We start from the raw sequence: 21,622 nt of genomic DNA, 5'->3' as shown, positions 1-21,622 counted from the left end.
TAATACCTCTTTTTAATTATTTGTATTTTTCCTTGTTGTGAAATCTTTCATTGCACCAATTAATGCGTATGGTAACAATGTAATCGCAAAAAATGCTGTAAACAAATTAAAATGAGGAATTTCATATGGAGTGAACCATTCCGTGAAAAATTCAGAATGTAAAATTCTATTTAAAAACTCTCCACTTGGCTTAAAATTTGGTGCCCATCCTGTAATCTCACAAATAATAAATAGTAATTGAACAATTATAAATGCCCCTAGATAGCGAAACCATGTCCGTTTCCAAATCGGCTGCGCCTTATTTAATTCATGTTCCATCTAACTCCCACCTTTTTATTTCAATCCTATTAATTATACACTTTTCGCACTTTATTTGTTAAAATTTTCTATATACTCATTCACGCTGGGGGAATACATTATGTCTAATCCTATACTTAAATCAACTTTAATCATTCTTAGAGGCAACTCCGCAAGTGGTAAAACAACAATCGCAAAGCAATTACAAGAACATTTCGGACAAGGTACACTTTTAGTATCACAGGATGTTGTACGTAGAGATATGCTTAGAGTACACGATACGATGGGGAATTTATCACATGATTTACTATTTGAAATTACAAAGTACGGAAAAGGAAAATGTAAATTTGTTATTTTAGAAGGCATTTTAAACAGTCGTAGATACGGTGATATGCTGAAAAAATTAATACATTTTTTCGAAGGAAACGTCTATACATATTACTTTGATTTATCGTTAAAAGAAACGATTCGACGACATAACACAAGGGATAAACGAAATGAATTTGGTGAGGATTCCCTAGAAAAATGGTATAATCCGCACGATACAATTGAAGTTACCAGAGAAGCTATTTTTACAGATAACTTCACGCAAAAAGATATATTTGATGCGATTCTTACTGATGTTGTGATCCAAAAATAAAAGCCAGCCTCAATAAAGAGAACTGACTTCTATTTGGATCATTATAGTTACTATAAAATTTTCACTTTAACAGTTTGTCTTCCCCAATTCATCGCTTTACTTTTTGAACCCATTAATACATCAATACGATTACCTTTAATTGCGCTTCCAGTATCACCAGCTATAGCTTCTCCATAACCTTCTACCCATACTTTAGATCCTAATGGAATTACTTTCGGATCTACTGCGATAATTCTCATATTCGGATTTGACGTTAAATCATGCCCCATCGCAGTTAAAACGCGTCCACCATATGTACCATTCTCACTTGGATCAGCAGTATATGCTGTCGCTACTACCGTTAATTCACGTTTAGCAGACTGTATGTTATTTTTAGATTCTTCTTTTGCTTTTGCTTCTTCCTTAGCTTTGGCTATTTCTCTTGCTTTCTCTTCTTCCTTAGCCTTTGCTATTTCTCTTGCTTTCTCTTCTTCCTTAGCCTTTGCTATTTCTCTTGCTTTCTCTTCTTCCTTAGCCTTTGCTATTTCTCTTGCTTTCTCTTCTTCCTTAGCCTTTGCTATTTCTCTTGCTTTCTCTTCTTCCTTAGCCTTTGCTATTTCTCTTGCTTTCTCTTCTTCCTTAGCCTTTGCTATTTCTCTTGCTTTCTCTTCTTCCTTAGCCTTTGCTATTTCTCTTGCTTTCTCTTCTTCTTTAGCCTTTGCTACTTCTTGGACTTTCGCTTCTTCCTTAGCCTTTGCTATTTCTTGGACTTTCGCTTCTTCCTTAGGTTTTACTACTTCTTGGACTTTCGCTTCTTCCTTAGGCTTTACTACTTCTTGGACTTTCACTTCTTCCTTAGGTTTTACTACTTCTTGGACTTTCGCTTCCTCCTTAGGCTTTGCTATTTCTTGGACTTTCGCTTCTTCCTTAGGCTTTACTACTTCTTGGACTTTCACTTCTTCTTTAGGCTTTACTACTTCTTGGACTTTCGCTTCTTCTTTAGGCTTTACTACTTCTTGGACTTTCGCTTCTTCCTGTGCTTTCACTTCTTCCTGCACTTTTGTTGCTTCTTTAGCCTTTACTTTTGCTACCTGCTGTGTTTTAGCTTCTTCCTTAGCTTTTACCGTTTTTTGTACTTTTGCTACTTGCTTCGTTTTCTCGTCAGCCTTTTTTTCAACTGGTGCTGTACTTGATAAGAAAGAAACATTCGCATAGGCTGTTTTTCCTTTATACTCAAATTGCAGCCATCCGTCTTTTACTTGATGCGTTGATTCAATGACATCATCTTTTTTCAGTCTGCCAAGAATTTCTGATTCTGTATTTGCATCAGAACGGACATTCAACAAATTCGCTGTTACGTGATACACATCTTTTGTAAACTCCGCACTTACAAATACTTCTTTACCATTTAAATCAATTTTTGACCATCCTTCTTCCGTATGTATAACTTTTAACTTTTGTCCTTCCTTTACTTTTTTGACAACTTTTGATTCTGTAGTTGGCTTTTCACGTACGTTGAGTATATCCGCTGTTACGATTGTTTCTGCAGTTGCAGATGTGGTAAAAGCCCCCAATCCAAAAACTGTTGCTGTTGCTGCGCCAATTATTTTTTTCATATTATCCTCCATTACATTTTTTTGACTTCTATTATATCAAATGCTTCCATAAAATCAGGTACTTTCACATAATATTAAAACTTTTGTAACAATACATTAATATTACTTAATATATCGTTGTTCAAAATATCCTTTTTCTTCAAAAATATCAAATTTATATGTTATTCTATAAATAAAAAATCACGTCATCTTATATAAAATGACGTGATCTTTTTAGAGGAAAAACTATTTGTTACATCTTCTTTGTTTCTAGCGATATATTTCGAATATATCTAGCCACCATTCATGCAAAATTTCAGGGGCATTCGTCTTCATAATACATAAAAAACAATTTTAAATAATTTGAAAGTAAACTAATTTCTATTAGTCTATTTTATTTCACTAATTCATTTATTAATAATGTGTTTAAGAATTTCTACAGTTATCTTTCTTGATTATCATAATAGGTTTTATCTGCATATTTTTTATCATTTCCTTTTAGATATGCTAAGATAATTTTTGGATTTTTAACTAAAGTCCAATCCCCATATGTATCAAATCTTCTGCACGAAGTTATCATTCCATTTTTTATTGTACCGAATTTCTTATTTTTTTGTTTTCCCCATTCTTTTAACCTGTTTGCAAAATCTGCATCTTCTGCCATAAGCATATTTTCATTAAATCCATTAATCGCCATAAAGTCTTTTCTATAGCACCAAAAAATCCCGACAGATATAGCCCCATACTTAAAAAATATTGGAATTATAATTAACAGTGCGGAAACAATTATTCCTAAAGATATTCTTTCAAACTTTCCAGTTACCCCACCGCCAATATATTTACCTGAAACTAAATATTTGTCTACGTTAGACAAAAAAGACTCTGTCATTTGGGTATCAGCATCTATAGTAATGATTATTTCCCCAGTAGCTATCATGGCCCCTGCATTTCGGATTTTAGATAAATTTTTATCATCATTTTTTAATGTAATACAGTTATACTCCTTTGCGATTTCCTCTGTTTTATCTGTACAACGATTTAAAACCACTATCACTTCAGTTTGACCTTTATATGCTTCCGCTGCCTTTGAAATTGAATCTAAACATTTTCCAATGTACTTTTCTTCATTATGCGCAGGGATTATAATAGAAAACTTTACACCTTTTTTCAAATCAATGCCTGAAGATTCATTTGTTTCCTTCATAACACTTCCCCTTTTTATAAAATAAATTTTCAATCTATATAACATATATTAATATTTATGAGACTGTATTATAAAAACTAAAAACATGTTAAAAGTCACCTAGAATTCTTCTATCCAAACAAAATGAAACAATACTTTTTATGCTACATAGTTGTCGCAAGTCCCGCTAAAAACAAACTTACGATTGCTAAAAATTTTGTGCCGACTATAGCCCCTCTTAAATGAAACTTATAATCTTTGTATTCCTTCATGCCTTCTGTACTAGGAATCACAACAAATCTTGGGGTAATCCAGCAAAAGATTAGCCAATCAAGTATAAACAAATCTACTACATTAAAAATCATTAAAATACCAAAAGTATGTAAATAGGCATCAATAAATAATAATTTTCCATGTTTATGTAGTATATATGTAGAAACGAAAGGAGTACCGAAAAGAATAGCATTATATACGACATTAAAGTAAATCGTTTGCTTTTTTTCATGAATCGATTTTGGAAAAACTACCTTTTGAATATCTTTCGGATAATCAGTTAACGAAAGACGAGGATTATAATATAAAGATCCTAAAATCATTACGGATAATACAATAGACATAATGACACCAACGTACATCATTTGCTCAAATGAATTCATATGCTTCATTCACCCTTTTCTGTATTCGCTCCATAGTACACGTACTTAATTACATATTGTATGTACGGCATCGATCAAAAATTAACAATTCACTTTATCAATCATTTTATAATTGAAATTATGATTTACTTATCATTAATCTTTTCTGAAGAACAATTAAAAATTAGTTTGGAGGAATATTATGCAAAAGCTAAATTTGAAGAAATAGATTTTAATTTATATTTTCAACCCATATCAAATAAAGAAGTACTGGCGCAAATTACCGAACGCGCTATTCCGTTAGACGCAGCACAAAATGACGTTACAAGGCTGTTAAAGCGCAATGAAAACCATCAACTATTCAGCTCCTATAAAGTGTATGATTCTATTACAAATGAATATGTTTGTCTTTTACATGTTACGGTAAACGAGGATTATGTTAAAGAAGCTGAAATTGGATATATGATTTTGCCAGAGCACTGGGGAAAAAGATATGGTGGCAGAATTGCAAATGAATTAATGAATATTGCGAAGCAGACAGATGTAAACGTACTAAAAGCAATAATCGATCCAAACAATATCCCTTCTCGCAAAATTTTAACAAATATAGGTTTTACATCTGAGAAAGTTTATGAGATTGATGGATTGCCTGGGGAGATTTTGAGTACATATATTTAACTAAATAAAAGGCAATACTACTTCTCGACCACTAGTAGTATTGCCTTTTTCTCTTAGCCATCGTTACATAACATGATGGCTATTTTTGATTACTTTTATTCATAATTAATTGATAGATACGTTCTTTTTAACTGAATATCAAGCTCCCTACTATACAATAGAAAACATCATATACACACCAACAACGAAGAATACGGCAAGTGTCTTAATTATCGTAATACCAAATATCTCTTTATAAGCTTCCCTGTGCGTTAATCCTGTAACTGCAAGTAAAGTTATAACTGCTCCGTTATGAGGTAAAGTATCCATACCTCCTGCCGCCATTGCAATCACACGATGCAGCACATCTAACGGAATATCAAAGTTTGTTGCCGCTTCAATATATTTTTCTGCCATCAAACCTAATGTAATACTCATTCCACCCGAGCCTGATCCCGTCAGCCCGCACAATATATTCGTCATGACTGCTCCACTAATTAAAGGATTTGAGAAAGTCCCCGTTAAATAGTTTTGAATCATGACAAATCCAGGCAAAGCTGCTATAACGGCACCAAATCCATACTCGGCTGCAGTGTTCATAGCTGCTAAGATTGAACCACTCACACCAACGCTTGTAATTGATTGAAAATGCTCTTTTACCGCTTGGAAGTTTAATAATATAGCAGATAATATTCCAATAAGAAGTGCCATTTCCACTGACCAAATCCCCACGACTTGTCCCATATCAATTGTTCCGTACTCCTTCAAACCTATGGATGCAAAGTCAAATCCCTTTGTATACCAAACAGGAATGAATTCTGTAAAGACTTTATTCATCACTCCAACCAGTACAAGCGGAAGAAATGCTATCCAGTAACTAGCTGGAATTACATCGCTGGAAGCAATCGGATTTTGCACCAATTGCGCGCTAGTTGTAGCAGCCATCTCAGAAGTAGCATCGCCTTTTCCGAAGTACCCTTCGCCCTTAGCAGCAGCCTTCTTCCTACATCTTTCCAAATACAACATGCCACATATAAAGATAAATAGTGCTCCGATAATTCCTAATGTAGGAGCGGCATAAATATCTGTTTTAAAGAACGTAGTTGGAATAACATTTTGGATTTGAGGTGATCCAGGAAGTGAATCCATCGAAAACGTAAATGCGCTGAATGCGATTGTCGCTGGAATAAGACGTTTCGGAATTTCCGCCTCACGAAATAATTGCGCCGCAAATGGATAAATCGCAAATACTGCGACAAATAAGCTGACACCACTGTATGTAAGAATCGCTCCCATTAATACGATGGAAAGAATCGCTCTTTTCACACCGATAAAACGGATAATAATTTTCGCGATTTTTTCTGCTATTCCAGTGATTTCTACCACTTTACCAAATATCGCTCCAAGCAAAAATACAGGAAAATATAATTTTATGAATCCGACCATCTTCGCCATAAAAACATTAGAAAAGAATGGTAAAACATTCGCCGGTTCTGTTAAAAACACAGCGAGCAACGCACATAACGGAGCGAATAAAATGACTGAGAAACCTCGGTAAGCCACAAAAATAAGCAAGCCAAGCGCTAACAATACAATCAATAAATCCATAACCCCAATCCCCCTCAATAATACGGATTTTTTATTTTTGTATCCTTTTCTGTTTGTATATTTTGTTGTAATGCCTGCCAGAGGCAGGCATTACTTTTTGCATATTATTATATTTATAGCTTTTTATTTATGATGAAAGATTGGTATCCTCTTTTCTATAAAGGCCTCCACTCCCTCTCTTACATCACTCGTTTGAAACACATGTCCGAAATTTTCAGCTTCTATTTTTAACCCTTCCTCAAGAGAAGAAGATAGCCCCTTATCGATAGATTGCTTCATCAAAGATAATGCAGGAAGAGAGAATCGAGCCATCTTCACAGCTAGTTCCTTCGCCTTATCCAGCGATTCGCCACGCGGAACAACATGATTCACCAAACCAACCCGCCAAGCTACTTCAGCAGTGAGTGCTTCACCAGTAAACATCATTTCCTTCGCACTTGCAGTTCCTATTAATCGAGGCAAACGTTGCGTTCCTCCTGCACCTGGAAACAAACCTAATTTCACTTCCGGAAGCCCGATTTGGGCATGTTCTTCTATAATCCGTAAATCACACGATAAAGCTAATTCACACCCGCCCCCAAGCGCTAATCCGTTAATAGCAGCGATTACCGGCTTTGGCAATTTTTCTATTTTATTTAACGGATTCTGGAGCCACAATGATTTTCCCTCCGCATATTCACTCCCTTTCCCAATCCATTCCGGAAACGATTTAATGTCCCCTCCTGCAACGAAGGCCTTTTCTCCAGCGCCAGTTAGAAGTACAACAATTACTTCATCATCCCGTTCAATTTCATGGACCACTACCGTCAGTTGCTCTACCACCGCATCGCTTAGTACATTCACAGGTGGATTATCAATGATAATCGTTGCGATTCCATTTTCTTTGGACCATGTAACAACATGCTTATTTTCCAATTCAATCCCTTCTTTCCGATATATAATGAGGTAGAATCAGCACATCAACTCGTTCTTTTAATTACATAACCGACCTGTTCGCGATCCCAAGCGCTGCCGATGCCTTCCTCCTGCAGCTTGAATTTTTGAATCCGTTCCGTCGCAGTTTTTGGGAAAGTTTCACTGAACTGAACATATCGAGGTACCATAAAGTAAGCCATACGTTCTTGACACCAATCTATAATCTCTTCATGGGACATCGTTTCATCTTTCTTTACAATCACATATAATTTGACATCCTCTTCTCCCACTTCTGACGGGACACCGATGGCCGCTGATTCAAGTACTTTCGGGTGATTATTCACAACTTTTTCGATTTCCCAAGAGGAGATATTTTCTCCACGCCTCCGGATACACTGTTTGATTCGATCGCTAAAATATAAGTAACCTTCCTCATCTAGATAACCGCGATCTCCTGTATGGAACCATCCCTCCTTCATCGCCTCCTCTGTTTTATCAAGCATTTTATAATAACCTTCCATGAATGCTTGTCCCTGTAAGGAACGAATAAAAATCTCTCCAATCTCACCCGTCCGCGCTTCATTTCCATCCTCATTGACAATCTTCGTCTCTACGTAAGAATATGGTTTTCCAATAGAAGGTGGCTTATTGGCATGAAGTGGATTCGTTACACAAAAACCCGTTGTTTCCGTTAATCCGTAGCCTTCCACAATTCGAACGCCAAATCTCTCCTCAAAAGGCTTCCAAAATTCCTTAGGAGTAGCAGCACAAGCCGTCACCCTTACTAAATTGTCATTATCATCTTCCTTTTCTGGCTGTTTGCAGAGAATAGGAATCATAGATCCTAAAGAATTAAAAATGGTTGCGCCATGACTGCGAATTTCACTCCAAAATCTAGAAGCACTAAACCGTTTACCAAGAGCGATCGTCGCATTAGAAGAAATAGCTCCGAGTACTGTATGAGCCTGGGCATTTATATGAAATAACGGCAGCGCTGTAAATAAGACATCTTTTGAACTTGCGCCAACCATATAGTTAGCAAATGACTTCGCAGAATTTACATAGGCAGCATGACTTAACATGACTCCTTTAGGTAATCCAGTCGTTCCTGAGGTATAAAGGATACTGTTAATAGAAGTGGCGGAAATAAATTCAGTTGGAAGGTGATGGTTATTTGTATTTAGTACATCTTTCAATTCCATTACTAACCGCTCTTTACCATCGCCTTCAATGATCGCGCTTTCATTTTTTCCGTAAGCAACAATTTGGATGTCCCTATGTATAAATGACAAACAAGAGACAATTTGAGGAACAAATTCCTTATCAACGATAATTAACTTACAATCAGAGTGAGATACAATATACTGCAAACCTTCTCCTTTTAAATGCACATTCAGAGGCACCGCGATTGCTCCCATAAAAGATAAAGCAAACCATACATCCAGATATTCAGGAGTATTATGAAGCATAATACAAACCTTATCTCCTTTTTGAATACCGAGTTCACAAAATCCCGCTATGGCTCTTGTAATTCGATGATATAGCTCCTCATATGTAACCCTTTGTTCTTCAAATTGTAAATACACTTTACTTGGTGTTTTTTCGATACTTTGCATAATAAAATGCGGTAAGCTTTGATTTTCCAACATTGAATTCCATCCCCTTCCTGCTATAAGCCTTTTTATTTATATAGCAAGAAACATGCCAAAAATCGACTCCTTCCTTATTCCCTTATTCCTTCGTAATCTCCCTTACTTGTCCAATCTCATATGTCGCATTTGCGCTACAAATATTAGCAACCATGTCGCATCTATAAGAAAATGTCGCAAAAAAGAGACAGTGTTATTATTACAAACAAAAAAAGGGCCTGTTTGCCCTTTACTTTCCTTCATGACATTTCGTATTTTTCTATTTTTCGATATAAGCTAGCCCGATGAATCCCTAAAAGCTCGGCTGCCTCTTTTACATTTCCAGCTGTTTTTTCCAAAGCTCTCGTAATCGCACGTTTTTCAGCGGATTCCACTTCCGCCTGAAGTAAATAACTCGTCTCATGCTTCTCTTGGTCCATCGTAAATATTTCATGGTTTAACTCCTCTTCCAAATTTTTTTTCCGTAAATAGGCAGGAAGGTGATACACTTGAATAATCATTCCTTCTATAACATTCATCGCTCGTTCTAACACATTTTCTAGCTCCCTAATATTCCCTGGCCAATCATGCTCCATGAATATATCTCTAACTCTCTCATCCAATGAAATAACGTTACTACCTAGCTCACCATTCAATTTCTTAATTAAAAATTCCGTTATATGTATCATATCTTCTTTTCTATCTCGTAATGGAGGAATATCGATTTCAAACACATTCAACCTATAATATAAATCCTCTCTGAACTCCCCTCTTTGCACCATTTCACGGAGATTTCTATGTGTCGCCGCAATGAAACGAACATCAACCTTTTGAATTTTCGTACCTCCAATTCTTTCAATCTCTTTCTCTTGCAATACACGAAGCAACTTCACCTGCATGTCCAAAGACATATCACCAATTTCATCTAAAAATAACGTTCCCTTATCCGCTAACTCAATTTTCCCAGGCTTACCACCTTTTTTCGCTCCTGTAAAAGCCCCGTCTTCGTATCCAAATAATTCAGCCTCCAAAAGATCCTTTGGAATCGCAGCACAATTTAATCGAATAAATGTATCACTAGCACGCGGACTTGCACGATGTACCGCATGTGCAAATAGCTCTTTTCCTGTACCACTCTCTCCTCTTATCAAAACGGTAGACCGACTTTTAGAAACCTTCAAAGCCATCATTTTGACTTCTTTCATTTTTGCACTCTCTCCTATAATGCTTTGAAAGGAAAGTCGCCCTTCTTGTAGCCGCTGTAATTCTGTTTGATAGTAAGATAACTTCGATTCCATTTCACTAATTTGATCTCCCAAAGCTTTAAACTGCTGTATATCATGAAACATAATTTTACCAATTGCTCCAATAATCTTACCTTCCTTAATGATAGGTATGCGCGTTGCGATTATATTCCGATTACTTATACGCTGGATATGCCCAATTTCCATCTGTCCCGTCTTTACGATAATATGCATCCTCGTATTCTCAACAACCTCCGTACAATGCTTACCAATCGCTTCCTTCGGATCATCAATCCCTAAAAATTGTGCATACGAACCACTTAAAAAATTGACAATTCCTTGTTCATTTACACCTAAAATGCACTCAGACAGTAAATTTAAGGCACTTTCATATCGACTTATGATGCTTTCCAAAGACTGTATACTTTTTCCCTTGCTTTCCAGAATGGCAATTGATCCATATTCTGTCTTATTCTTATATACATGAGATTCATTCACAATTAAAACTCGGTTGCCACTCCTACACTCATACCTGTACAAACTATCATTTTGATTCACTACTAACTTTTTACGATTAGGAATAATCGTTGATATATGCTCACCTATTACTTCATTTTCTTTTTTATGTAACATGCTACAGAATAGTTTGTTACTATATGTGATGATACCATCATGGTTTATAATAGCAATTCCGTTATTCATTACCTGAAGAGCCTGACTAGTTACCTGCCAATTCATTCGTTCGTCCATATGCATTTGGAAGCCCCCTATCAAATTGTGCTCGTTCTCGCATGTATTATATATTCATTTTAAACATTTACTTTCCTTTGGTTTTTCCGTTTGAAGTAATAATTTCTTGAACTAGTAATATAGCTGAATAACTTGTGGGTTCTTTTTTGACACTAGGAATATTTTAACAAGCCACTTTCTTTAACTTCTTTTAGGAAGAAGATTATCTCATAGGCTATTTGCAACGTGCAGCAGGAAAATATTTAATGTTTACATCGAATACATAATAAGATTAATAACAAGAAAAAACAGTTGACGGATTTCCTTCTGTCAACTGTTTTTATTACGAATATTGGTGACAAAACTCATAATTGTTAGGTTTTCTTTAGCATAAAGTCCGATCTCCAATCTTCCAACTAAACCATCTCCCATGCCCTTCCGTTTCCCCAACCGTTTCACGATATTCGTTTCCGTTAATATAATAATCAATATGAAGGTCCCGGTCCCACATGTTGTTATAAAGGTGGAATACATTACGTTTTGCACCGATTTCTTGTATTTGTTTTTCTAACTTATGTTTTACTTGTTCAGGAATTTGATTTGCGACATGTGTATGGAAAATACAGATTACAGCATCTTCACTTATTTGTTCAATGATAGATGGCAGCAGCTCTACACCGTCTCCTTCTATTAACTCGACAGATTCTTTTTTTACTAAAGATGCTGCTTGGTCAAACATTTCAAGTCTTTCTTTATGCTCTGGCCAAATTAGTGCACGTAGCCATAAATAATCTTCCTCATTATGTAAATCATTCACATGTAAATCAAGCCCAATTCTTTCAACGACAGGTGGACTTACTTTTAGAAATTGGGGTACATTTTCCCCTCTTATTTCAGAAGTTAAATGTACATTTGAATTTATATTTCCGTATGTTTCATCTGTTCCGTACGAATAGCTATATTGATCCCAGAACAGTTGTAATCCAGAACTTGTACCAATTTCGATTAACACTAACGGTTTGTTCACTTTATTAAATATGTAACAGAAGCTTGGGTATAAATACGCACATCGCCTTACTTCATTCGTTTGAACAAGTTTTGTTTGTAATAAAGTAATGATTTCTTCTCGGTACTCTTTACAAAAGTCTTTAAAGTGATCGAAAGCTTTATCTAAATTTGTATTCGCATTTTCAACTAAACTACTATAATACGTTTTAAAAGGATGTTCTTTCCCTGCTAGTAATAAATAATGTGCTGCACCTAATAATAAGTTTGGAACTGGTTGGCCTACTTGAGCGTAGGAAGATAGTGTAAGTACTTCCTCATCTTCAGCAATTTTTATTGATAAGTATTCGTATAAGTCACTTGACCCTTTACATTCCTTTATTGAAAAATTTCGAAATAAGTTTGCGATTTGTTCTTGTGTACGCATTAGTATCCCCCTTTATCATCTTACAGAATAATCTTACTATTAAAAGAACATAAATTCCATAAAAAGGTAACCATTCTACCTACTTTACGATACGTAAGCTTTTTCGAGATAATTTCAAACTGTGATTTTTTTCTATTCTTAAACTGAAAAGTGCTTGTTAAATAGGAATTTTGGCAAATAAAACGTTAAATAGTTTAAAATTATCAGATAACACTAGATATTTTAGTCTATTAATTATTATAATAGAGTATGAGATGGTTATATAATTGAGACAAAAAAGGTATACACCTAGGTGGGGCCTAGGCGGTGTTTTCAATTTACGGCTTAGATATAAAAAACACCTACTCTTTTTTGCCAATATAGGGGATGGAGAGATTATCATGAGCAACATGCAGCAAAAAACAGACGTTATCTTAATTGGTGCAGGAATTATGAGTGCAACGCTAGGCTCATTACTAAAAGAATTAGCACCAGAATGGGAAATTAAAGTTTTTGAAAAACTCGCTAGTGCCGGGGAAGAAAGCTCTAATGAATGGAATAATGCAGGTACAGGGCATTCTGCGCTATGCGAACTGAACTATACTTCCGAAAAATCTGACGGATCTATAGATATTGGTAAAGCTGTAAAAGTGAATGAGCAATTCCAGCTTTCAAGACAATTTTGGGCATATCTTGTAAAAAGCAAATTAATTCGTAATCCACAAGATTTTATTATGCCTCTACCTCATATGAGTTTAGTACAAGGTGAAAAAAATGTTGAGTTTCTAAAAAACCGTTTTGAAGCGCTTTCAAAAAATCCACTGTTTCAAGGTATGGAATTTTCCGATGCTCCTGAAACATTAAAAAAATGGCTTCCACTCATTATGGATGGTCGTACACCAAACGAACCGATGGCTGCAACGAAGATTGACTCTGGAACAGATGTTAACTTCGGTGCATTAACACGTATGTTGTTTGATTACTTACAAACGAAAAATGTCGAGCTAAACTACAAACATAGTGTCGAAAATATTAAACGCACGAAGAATGGTTTGTGGGAAGTAAAAGTACACGATATGAATAGTGGTAAAATTGAGCATCATACTGCAAAATTCGTCTTTATTGGCGGCGGTGGCGGTAGTCTACCTCTACTACAAAAGACTGGCATTCCTGAATCAAAACATATTGGTGGATTCCCAGTAAGTGGACTATTTATGGTATGTAAAAACCAAAAAGTTGTAGAGCAACATCATGCAAAAGTATACGGTAAAGCTAAAGTTGGCGCTCCGCCTATGTCTGTACCTCACCTTGATACGAGATATATAGACAATAAAAAAGCTTTACTATTCGGACCGTTCGCAGGGTTCTCTCCTAAGTTCTTAAAAACTGGCTCAAACCTTGATTTAATAGGTTCTGTAAAACCGAATAACGTCTTAACGATGTTAGCTGCTGGTGTAAAAGAAATGGGATTAACAAAATACTTAATTCAGCAAGTTATGTTATCACACGAAAAACGTATGGAAGAATTACGCGAATTCATTCCGAACGCGAAAAGTGAAGATTGGGATATTGTAGTTGCTGGTCAGCGTGTACAAGTAATTAAAGATACTGATGCTGGCGGTAAAGGAACACTTCAATTCGGTACAGAAGTTGTTAGTGCGGCTGATGGATCAATCGCGGCGTTACTAGGTGCATCACCGGGTGCTTCTACTGCCGTTCACGTCATGCTTGAAGTATTAGAAAAATGTTTCCCAAGCCGAATGGTAGAATGGGAAGGAAAAATAAAAGAAATGATTCCTTCTTACGGCATTTCATTAACAGAAAATCCAAGATTATTCCAAGACCTTCACACTTCTACAGGTCGTACCCTTGGATTAAATGAAAAAGAAACGGTTCATAATTAAAGAAGAAATTAAAAAACGTCCGATATATTCGGACGTTTTTTCGTTACTAGAAATTATATTTATCAATATTATCCTTTGTAAATACAACTCGTTCTGGTAGTACGATAATTCCGTTTCCTTCTGCCTCATAATCATATCCTTGAATAGAGTTTGGCTCTACTTTCACTTTTCCGATTCCTTCTACTTCAAAGCTATCCCCTACTTTTAACTTCTTTCCTTTTACTACTATTTCATTTGCTACATACGTTGCGAGTGCACCTTGTTGTTTTACATCCCATAATCCGAATTGCTGTACTGTTCCTCGTTTTACATAATCACGCATAACATTCGGTGTAGAAAACCCTGTTACAACGACTTTTTTATCCATTTTTAAGTTTTCAGCTGCTTGTGCCATCGCCGGAAGTGCCGTTGCATCTGGACAAATGACTGCATTAATATCTGGATACGTTTTTAAAATGTTCTCTCCTACAGATAAAGACTTTTGCGCATTATTTTCACCGTACTGCGTCGTTACAATTTCCCAATTCGGATATTTCTTTTTAATAATTTCTTTCGCTTTCGTTACCCATTGGTTTTGATCTGTTACTGTTGGGCTAGAATAAAATAATGCTACTTTTCCTTTATCTCCAATTTGCTTTGAAGTCATTTCAATTAATAAGTTAGCAAGTTGGTCTGGTGTTCCTTGGCTTATATAAAATGAACGATCTTTCGGATTCACATCAGAATCCCACGTTAAAACAGTCATTCCTTTTTTCTTAGCACGTTGTAATGATTGGGATAGACCATCTACTGACGTAGAAGAAACCATAAGTGCATCATAATTTTGGTTAATGAAATTGTTTATATATTTTACTTGCCCCGAAACACTCGCTTCAGATGGTCCATCATATTTTACTTGGACACCTAGCTTATCCCCCATCTCTTTTGCTCCTTCACCACCTGATGTAAAGAAGCCAACTCCAGTTAATTTCGGGATAAATGCAAATTTCACATCATCCGCTTTTTTCTTATCTGCCGTCTGACTAGAACAAGCTATTAAACCAATTAAACAAATGCATACAATGAATACAATCCCCAGTTTTCTCTTCATGACATTTCCTCCTTATGCAAATTCCTTCTTTTCCCCATTGTGAATTGATGTAATTTGAAATGTCGCATAATAACTGAAAGAATAAGAATAATACCAATTACTACGTTGGATTGTTCATTTGTTAAACCTGTCATTTGTAGACCGTACTGCATAAGTCCAATGAAAATACTAGCGAGTACTGTACCGATAATACTTCCTTTTCCCCCTGTAATTAGTGTCCCGCCTAATACGACTGCCGTAATAATTGGTAAAATTGTTTCACTTCCTATATCAGCACGTGCAGAACCGAAATAAGCAGTTAAGAAAACGCCCCCTAATCCACCTCCTAACCCAGAAAGTATGTAAGCGATGATGACTACTTTTTTCGTTTTAATCCCGGTGTATTTTGCTGCATTTTCATTCGCACCTGTTAGTTTAACTTGGCGCCCATATATGGTGCGGTGAAACAATACAGTGCATAAAATCGTTACTATAATCAGTAGCCATAGTAAATTCGGTATTCCTATAAAACTACCGTTTGCCAGGTGTACAAATACGTCAGGTAAACCACTTATCCCTTCATATCCAGAAGCACCTGCCCCTCCTGAAATGACAAGTGCAATTCCTCCGTATAAAAACATCGTTCCGAGTGTAACGACAAGTGGCTCTACATCTGTCATTTTTATAATGATTCCGTTGAAAGCTCCTGCTAAACAACTAATTATAAGAGCTATTATAACTGCTAGTAAAATAGGTATCCCATTCATCCAAAGTACACCAATTATAATCGAAGTTAGCCCCATAATAGATCCTACAGAAACATCAATCCCGCCTGTTACAATAACAAAAGTCATTGGTATCGCCGCGATTGCTATAAATAGAAAATCATTTGTACTAAATAAGAGATTACTAACGTTTAAAAAATCACTATTGATTAAACTAAAGAGAATGAATTCTATAAGAAGTAATACAATTAGAACACCTTCCCATCTGTAAAAATACTTCATAGATTCATCCTCCTTTCTGCCTTCCACTTTTTCATAACACTATCCAATATGATGATAAGTAATAATAAAAAGCCCGAAATAGCATTATTCCAAAATGCTGGTATTTTTAAAAAGACGAGTGAACTGCTTATCGCCTCTAAAAATAATGCTCCTAATGCGGCTCCAAAAATAGATCCTGTTCCCCCTTTTAAATGAATTCCTCCAAGTACAGCGGCTGCAATTACTTGTAATTCTAATCCTGTACCCGTTTGATTAGGAACGAACCCGATATTCATAACAAATATACAACCAGCAAGCCCGGCACTTATGCCCGATATAATAAACGCATAGATCTTCACTTTATTTACTGGTATCCCAATAAGTCTCGCACCATCTTCATTATCACCTACTGCATAGAAATATCTTCCGTATGGTACTTTCCTTAAAAAGAAATATAGTAGTAGTAAAATAATAAGAACGAACCATACAGTTATGGGCAAGCCAAGAATGACGATAGATGACAGCTGCTTAAAATCGTTTGGAATATCTTCAATCCACTTCCCGCCTGTGAAAATTAACATCGCACCTCTAATAATTCCTAACATACCTAATGTCATAATAATGGCTGGTACCCGAAACTTCGCAACTCCAATACCATTTACGAAACCGATAATGGCCCCAAGTATAATAGCAGCAAGTATTGACAAGAATGCATTATATCCATCCGTTAACAACATCCCACAAACAGCTGCACTTAATCCCATAATCGAGCCAACTGATACGTCTATATTTTTCGTAAATAAGACGAAAGATTGGCCGATTGCTAGAACGACTAAAATAACACTTGATTTCATTACTAAAGATAACGAGTTAAACTGAACAAAACTAGGATTTATCATTCCGACAATGACAATGTAAATTAGTAATAACAGTATGATAGTTGTTTCGTGCATTTTATACATACGTTTCATTCCGTTACACCTCCGTATGCTAGACGTGTAACTTCATTCACACTCACTTGTTCTTTTTCCATATGAGAAACAAATCGCCCATTTCTCATTACATATACACGGTTTGCTAATTGAACAATTTCTTCAACATCTGAAGAGATTAATAATATTGCGAGTCCTTCACTTTTCATTTTTTCTATCGTCTCATATACTTCAAGCCTTGCTTTCGCATCAATTCCGCGAGTCGGTTCATCAAGAATAATAATTTTTGGATTACACGCAAGATATTTTGCAAGCACAACTTTTTGCTGATTACCTCCTGATAAAGATGCAAGTTCTTCATTCATATTCGGAACGACAATTCGAAACTGGTCTATATACGCCTTCACTAAAGCGCTTTCTTTTTCTTGATTAATGAAAAAACGACTATTTTGATGTAAACATGCTGCAGTTATATTTTCTTTAACCGATGCAATTGAGAAAGTACCATTTCTTGCTCTGTCCTCTGGTACATAAACAAGTCCTTCGCTTAGTCTTTTATGCAAAGAGCTTGAATCAATTGATTTTCCTTCTAATAAAATAGAACCTGATTTTATAGGTTTCAACCCAAATATCACTTCTGCTAATTCCGTTCTGCCTGATCCAACAATGCCAGCAATACCTACAATCTCACCAGCATGTATAGTAAGTGATATATTTTCGAATGCGTGACCATTTATATTGATCACTTCTAATATTTTTTTCGTCTTTGCTGTCTCTTGAACTACTTCTTTTTTCTCTTTTTGTTTATACCCTTTTGGCAATAGCCCCTCCATCAACATGTCATATGTATAGTCACATACATCCCCTTGGCTTACAATCATTCCATCTCGTAATATCGCCACTTTATTGGCAATTTCAAAAATTTCTGGAAAGCGATGCGTAATATATATCATCCCAATTCCTTTTTTTTGCAAACTTTTCAACAGCACAAAAAGACTCTTCATTTCGTGAGTTGTTAATGTCGATGTTGGCTCATCTAAAATAAGAATCTCAGCTTCTCTTATTAATCCTCTAACGATTTCTACTAGCTGTTGCTGCGCAATGGATAGTGATCCTCCTAGTTCATTAAGGTCAATATCCCACCCTAAACTTTCAATCAATTGCTGAATCTTTACTTTTAATTCTTTTTTCTTTCCATTTAGTCCGATACATATATTTTCTTCAATGGTCATATGCGGAAAAATGAGTGGTTCTTGTGGTATTAAATAAATACCTTTTCCGTGTGCTTCTGACGGATTTGAAAACTGGTGCCTCATTCCTTTTACATACATTTCTCCACTATCATACGAATATAACCCCGTTAATATTTTCATTAATGTTGATTTTCCAGCACCATTTCCCCCAACTAAAGCGTATATATCTTCACGCTCTACTTGTAAATTCACTTCTTTTAGTACAAGTTGATTTGAAAATGACTTACTCATTTTCTTCACTTGTAATAAGGGCACTTTCTCCACATGATGTCACCTGCCTTTATACAGAACATTTTTTGAGAAAATGATTATTTGTTCTACTTGTTTTGTAGCATTGTATATTCCTTTTTTCATATCTAGAACACTTTTTTCACCAGACTATTAATCGTTTCAACTGGAATAAACAAAATATACGGCACATATGTTTAAGCAGTGGTCAATTGTTGAAAGGGATGAAGAGTATGACACAGCTGAACTTTGAAGAGAATTTATTAACGAAAGTAGCTTGGTACTATTATAAAGATCAATTAACACAACAGGAGATCGCTTCACTTCTTCATATTTCAAGAAATAAAGTCGTCCGGTTATTAGATAAGGCGCGTAGTGAAGGCATCGTTACATTTCACGTAAAAGGAACTGGTTTGCACTGTTTAAGTATTGAGCGTGACCTAATGAAAAAATTCCACTTAAAAGATGCTTTTATTATCCCGACTCCAATAGACAATTATCACGCTTCTCTCGGAAAAGCTGCTGCACAATATTTAGAAACTCATCTCCAGCATGGTGATTTACTCGGTATTGGCTGGGGTGAAACAATTAGCAAAATGCTAGAAAACATACATTTCGAAAGTTCTATTAATCTTTCAATCGTAACGCTAACAGGCGGAGTAAATCACTATCTCCCGAGAAAACAAAACTATTTACACTACATGCAAGGCTGTCTTCACATTATCCCTACGCCGTTTCTAGCATCTACAACCGAAATGGCACAAAGTATTCTATCAGAGCCGAGTGTAAAAGATATGCTTCATGTCGCTTCGCTTGCTCATACGGCAATTGTTGGTATTGGCGGTTTATCTCAAGATGCAACTATTGTAAAAGAAGAAAAATTAACGCTACGTGAAATGACGTATATTCGTAGCCAAAATGGTGTTGGCGATATTTTAGGACAGTTTTATAATACGAATGGTGATTTATTACATCTTCCGCATCACAACCGCCTTATTGGTACGCCGCTCTCTATTCTGCGCAAAATGAAGCATGTCGTTGGTGTTGCTGGAGGTACAGAAAAGATAGACGCCATTTATGGGGCTTTAAAGGGGAGATTTATTCATACTTTAATTACCGATGAGGAAACTGCCCTCTCCTTATTACGAAAGGATGGTGATTGTTAATGTCTACTTTATTAGCTTTCGATGCTGGTACAGGAAGCATTCGAGCTGTTCTTTTTGATTTACTAGGTAATCAAATTGCAGTAAGTCAAAAAGAATGGGTTCATAAAACGGATCCTCGTTACCCAGGCTCTATGAACTTTGATGTAAAAGAAAACTGGCAGCTCGTACAACAATGCACGAAAGAGGTTCTGCAAAAAAGTAATATACCTCCCTCTTCTATTCAAGCTATTAGCGCTACTAGTATGCGAGAAGGTTTTGTTTTATATGATAGAGATGGGCAAGAAATATGGGCTTGTGCAAATGTTGATGGGCGCGCATCCTCTGAAGTTAGTGAACTAAAAGAAATCCGGTCACAACTTGAAGAAGAGTTATATACAAGGTCTGGGCAAACATTTTCATTAGGCGCTTTACCTCGCCTACTTTGGATTAAAAAACATGAACCAGACGTATACACAAACATTCATTCTTTTACGATGCTAAACGATTGGATTCTATATAAATTAAGCGGCATACTGCAAATCGATCCTTCAAACGGATGTACGTCCGGTATTTTTGATTTACAAAATAGAAATTGGGATAACGATATCGCTAAAGAGTGCAGTCTAACTTTGCCATTTTTACCAACAGTAAATGAAGCTGGTACAGTTATCGGCAATATTACAAAAGAGTGCGCAGCTTTAACTGGATTACGTGAAGGAATTCCTGTCGTTGCCGGCGGTGGTGATGCTCAAATGGCATCACTCGGAACTGGAGTTGTTAAGTCAAATCAAACTTTAATATGCGGGGGCAGCTTTTGGCAACAAGAAGTGAATATTACAGAGCCAATAACGGATCCACATGCTGCGATTCGCTTAAATTGCCACGTCGTTCCTAACCTATGGCAATATGAAACAATTGCCTTTTTCCCTGGTCTTGTTATGCGCTGGTTTCGAGATGCTTTTTGCCAAGAAGAAAAGAAACTCGCTGACAAACTCGGTGTAGATACTTATGAATTACTAGAAGAACAAGCGAAAGACGTACCTGTCGGCTCACATGGCATTATCCCTACTTTTTCAAACGTTATGAACTACATTTCTTGGCGACATGCCGCACCTTCTTTTTTAAATTTAAGTTTAGATGCTGACAAATGCGGAAAAAAAGAACTGTTCCGTGCTATTGAAGAAAATGCCGCCTTTGTTACACTTGGGAACTTGAAATTAATAGAAAATCTCACAGGGACATTCCCTTCTGAAGTCGTTTTTGCTGGCGGTGCTGCTAAAGGAAAACTATGGCCACAAATTCTTTCAGACGTACTTGGAATTCCTGTAAAAGTACCAGTTGTGAAAGAAGCAGCTGCTCTAGGAACTGCGATTGCTGCTGGAGTTGGCGCTGGCATATATTCCTCTATGGAAGAAACTGCTGAACAGTTTGTACAGTGGGAAAACACATTCGAGCCAATTACTGAAAATCACGAACTATATAAAGAGTTCTATGAAACATGGAAAACTGTGTATGACAATCAGCTCGCTTTAGCTGATAAAGGGCTCACCTCACATATGTGGATTGCACCTGGTGCACTGTAAC

Annotated in this window: 18 protein-coding genes; 5 read left to right on the top strand and 13 right to left on the bottom strand. The window is 36.1% G+C overall.

All coding sequences use genetic code 11. The features are described 5' to 3' along the window. Nucleotides 1-12 precede the first annotated feature (12 nt). A complete protein-coding gene (locus QCI44_RS13330; protein WP_016087417.1) occupies nucleotides 13-318 on the bottom strand; it encodes a YfzA family protein in 306 nt (101 codons plus the stop codon). Between the two features lie 100 nt (nucleotides 319-418). Here QCI44_RS13330 and QCI44_RS13325 point away from each other — a divergent pair, with 100 nt between their 5' ends. Then, the gene (locus QCI44_RS13325) at nucleotides 419-937 is read left to right on the top strand and encodes a kinase (RefSeq protein WP_353811186.1); all 519 of its coding nucleotides are present in this window, start codon (nucleotides 419-421) and stop codon (nucleotides 935-937) included. Nucleotides 938-987: 50 nt separating this feature from the next. Here the strand turns inward: QCI44_RS13325 and entB are convergent, their stop codons facing one another. The 3 genes from entB to QCI44_RS13310 form a co-directional block, all read right to left on the bottom strand. Continuing rightward, nucleotides 988-2,532: a cell wall-binding protein EntB gene (gene entB, locus QCI44_RS13320; protein WP_353811185.1), complete on the bottom strand. Its 1,545-nt coding sequence runs from the start codon at nucleotides 2,530-2,532 to the stop codon at nucleotides 988-990. A gap of 421 nt (nucleotides 2,533-2,953) precedes the next feature. Continuing rightward, nucleotides 2,954-3,715, bottom strand: coding sequence for a glycosyltransferase family 2 protein (locus QCI44_RS13315; RefSeq protein ID WP_016134758.1), 762 nt, complete (start codon nucleotides 3,713-3,715; stop codon nucleotides 2,954-2,956). 143 nt (nucleotides 3,716-3,858) lie between these two features. Then, the gene (locus tag QCI44_RS13310; RefSeq protein ID WP_016134759.1) at nucleotides 3,859-4,350 is read right to left on the bottom strand and encodes a hypothetical protein; all 492 of its coding nucleotides are present in this window, start codon (nucleotides 4,348-4,350) and stop codon (nucleotides 3,859-3,861) included. Nucleotides 4,351-4,410: 60 nt separating this feature from the next. Here QCI44_RS13310 and QCI44_RS13305 point away from each other — a divergent pair, with 60 nt between their 5' ends. Continuing rightward, nucleotides 4,411-5,007: a GNAT family N-acetyltransferase gene (locus tag QCI44_RS13305; RefSeq protein ID WP_016134760.1), complete on the top strand. Its 597-nt coding sequence runs from the start codon at nucleotides 4,411-4,413 to the stop codon at nucleotides 5,005-5,007. A 150-nt stretch (nucleotides 5,008-5,157) separates the two neighbouring features. On the opposite strand, the gene QCI44_RS13300 is transcribed toward QCI44_RS13305, so the two are convergent. The 5 genes from QCI44_RS13300 to QCI44_RS13280 form a co-directional block, all read right to left on the bottom strand. Further along, nucleotides 5,158-6,594 (bottom strand): GntP family permease, encoded by a 1,437-nt coding sequence (locus QCI44_RS13300; protein ID WP_016134761.1) that lies wholly within the window; start codon nucleotides 6,592-6,594, stop codon nucleotides 5,158-5,160. 123 nt (nucleotides 6,595-6,717) lie between these two features. Continuing rightward, nucleotides 6,718-7,509 carry an enoyl-CoA hydratase gene (locus QCI44_RS13295; RefSeq protein ID WP_016087409.1) on the bottom strand — a complete coding sequence of 264 codons (792 nt, stop codon included), beginning with the start codon at nucleotides 7,507-7,509 and terminating at the stop codon, nucleotides 6,718-6,720. Nucleotides 7,510-7,553: 44 nt separating this feature from the next. Further along, entirely contained in the window at nucleotides 7,554-9,158 is a 1,605-nt protein-coding gene (locus tag QCI44_RS13290) for an ATP-dependent acyl-CoA ligase (RefSeq protein WP_016134762.1), read from the bottom strand. Nucleotides 9,159-9,397: 239 nt separating this feature from the next. After that, a complete protein-coding gene (locus QCI44_RS13285; protein ID WP_016087407.1) occupies nucleotides 9,398-11,137 on the bottom strand; it encodes a sigma-54-dependent Fis family transcriptional regulator in 1,740 nt (579 codons plus the stop codon). Nucleotides 11,138-11,495: 358 nt separating this feature from the next. Further along, on the bottom strand, nucleotides 11,496-12,542 hold the full coding sequence (locus tag QCI44_RS13280) for a DUF2332 domain-containing protein (protein ID WP_353811184.1): 1,047 nt from the start codon (nucleotides 12,540-12,542) through the stop codon (nucleotides 11,496-11,498). Nucleotides 12,543-12,922: 380 nt separating this feature from the next. Between QCI44_RS13280 and QCI44_RS13275 the strand changes: the two genes are divergently transcribed. Further along, complete coding sequence (locus QCI44_RS13275) at nucleotides 12,923-14,425, top strand: malate:quinone oxidoreductase (protein ID WP_016087405.1); 1,503 nt, start codon at nucleotides 12,923-12,925, stop codon at nucleotides 14,423-14,425. Nucleotides 14,426-14,471: 46 nt separating this feature from the next. Here the strand turns inward: QCI44_RS13275 and lsrB are convergent, their stop codons facing one another. From lsrB to QCI44_RS13255, 4 genes are read right to left on the bottom strand one after another with little or no spacing between them, the layout of a single operon-like run. After that, nucleotides 14,472-15,515 (bottom strand): autoinducer 2 ABC transporter substrate-binding protein LsrB, encoded by a 1,044-nt coding sequence (gene lsrB, locus QCI44_RS13270; RefSeq protein ID WP_353811183.1) that lies wholly within the window; start codon nucleotides 15,513-15,515, stop codon nucleotides 14,472-14,474. Beyond that, the gene (locus tag QCI44_RS13265) at nucleotides 15,512-16,501 is read right to left on the bottom strand and encodes an ABC transporter permease (protein WP_016087404.1); all 990 of its coding nucleotides are present in this window, start codon (nucleotides 16,499-16,501) and stop codon (nucleotides 15,512-15,514) included. Before QCI44_RS13265 ends, lsrB begins: the two co-directional genes overlap by 4 nt. Further along, on the bottom strand, nucleotides 16,498-17,451 hold the full coding sequence (locus tag QCI44_RS13260) for an ABC transporter permease subunit (RefSeq protein ID WP_016134764.1): 954 nt from the start codon (nucleotides 17,449-17,451) through the stop codon (nucleotides 16,498-16,500). Before QCI44_RS13260 ends, QCI44_RS13265 begins: the two co-directional genes overlap by 4 nt. Further along, nucleotides 17,448-18,929 carry a sugar ABC transporter ATP-binding protein gene (locus tag QCI44_RS13255; protein WP_016087402.1) on the bottom strand — a complete coding sequence of 494 codons (1,482 nt, stop codon included), beginning with the start codon at nucleotides 18,927-18,929 and terminating at the stop codon, nucleotides 17,448-17,450. The genes QCI44_RS13260 and QCI44_RS13255 overlap by 4 nt, the downstream gene beginning before the upstream one ends. Nucleotides 18,930-19,126: 197 nt before the next feature. Here QCI44_RS13255 and QCI44_RS13250 point away from each other — a divergent pair, with 197 nt between their 5' ends. Both QCI44_RS13250 and lsrK read left to right on the top strand, forming a co-directional pair. After that, on the top strand, nucleotides 19,127-20,059 hold the full coding sequence (locus tag QCI44_RS13250; protein ID WP_016087401.1) for a sugar-binding transcriptional regulator: 933 nt from the start codon (nucleotides 19,127-19,129) through the stop codon (nucleotides 20,057-20,059). Continuing rightward, nucleotides 20,059-21,621 carry an autoinducer-2 kinase gene (gene lsrK, locus QCI44_RS13245; protein WP_016134767.1) on the top strand — a complete coding sequence of 521 codons (1,563 nt, stop codon included), beginning with the start codon at nucleotides 20,059-20,061 and terminating at the stop codon, nucleotides 21,619-21,621. The genes QCI44_RS13250 and lsrK overlap by 1 nt, the downstream gene beginning before the upstream one ends. Nucleotide 21,622 lies beyond the last annotated feature (1 nt).

Origin of the sequence: Bacillus cereus group sp. RP37, from assembly GCF_040459695.1 — a bacterium.
Taxonomy (GTDB): Bacteria; Bacillota; Bacilli; order Bacillales; family Bacillaceae_G; genus Bacillus_A.
This window is presented reverse-complemented; position numbering and strand designations above follow the sequence as displayed.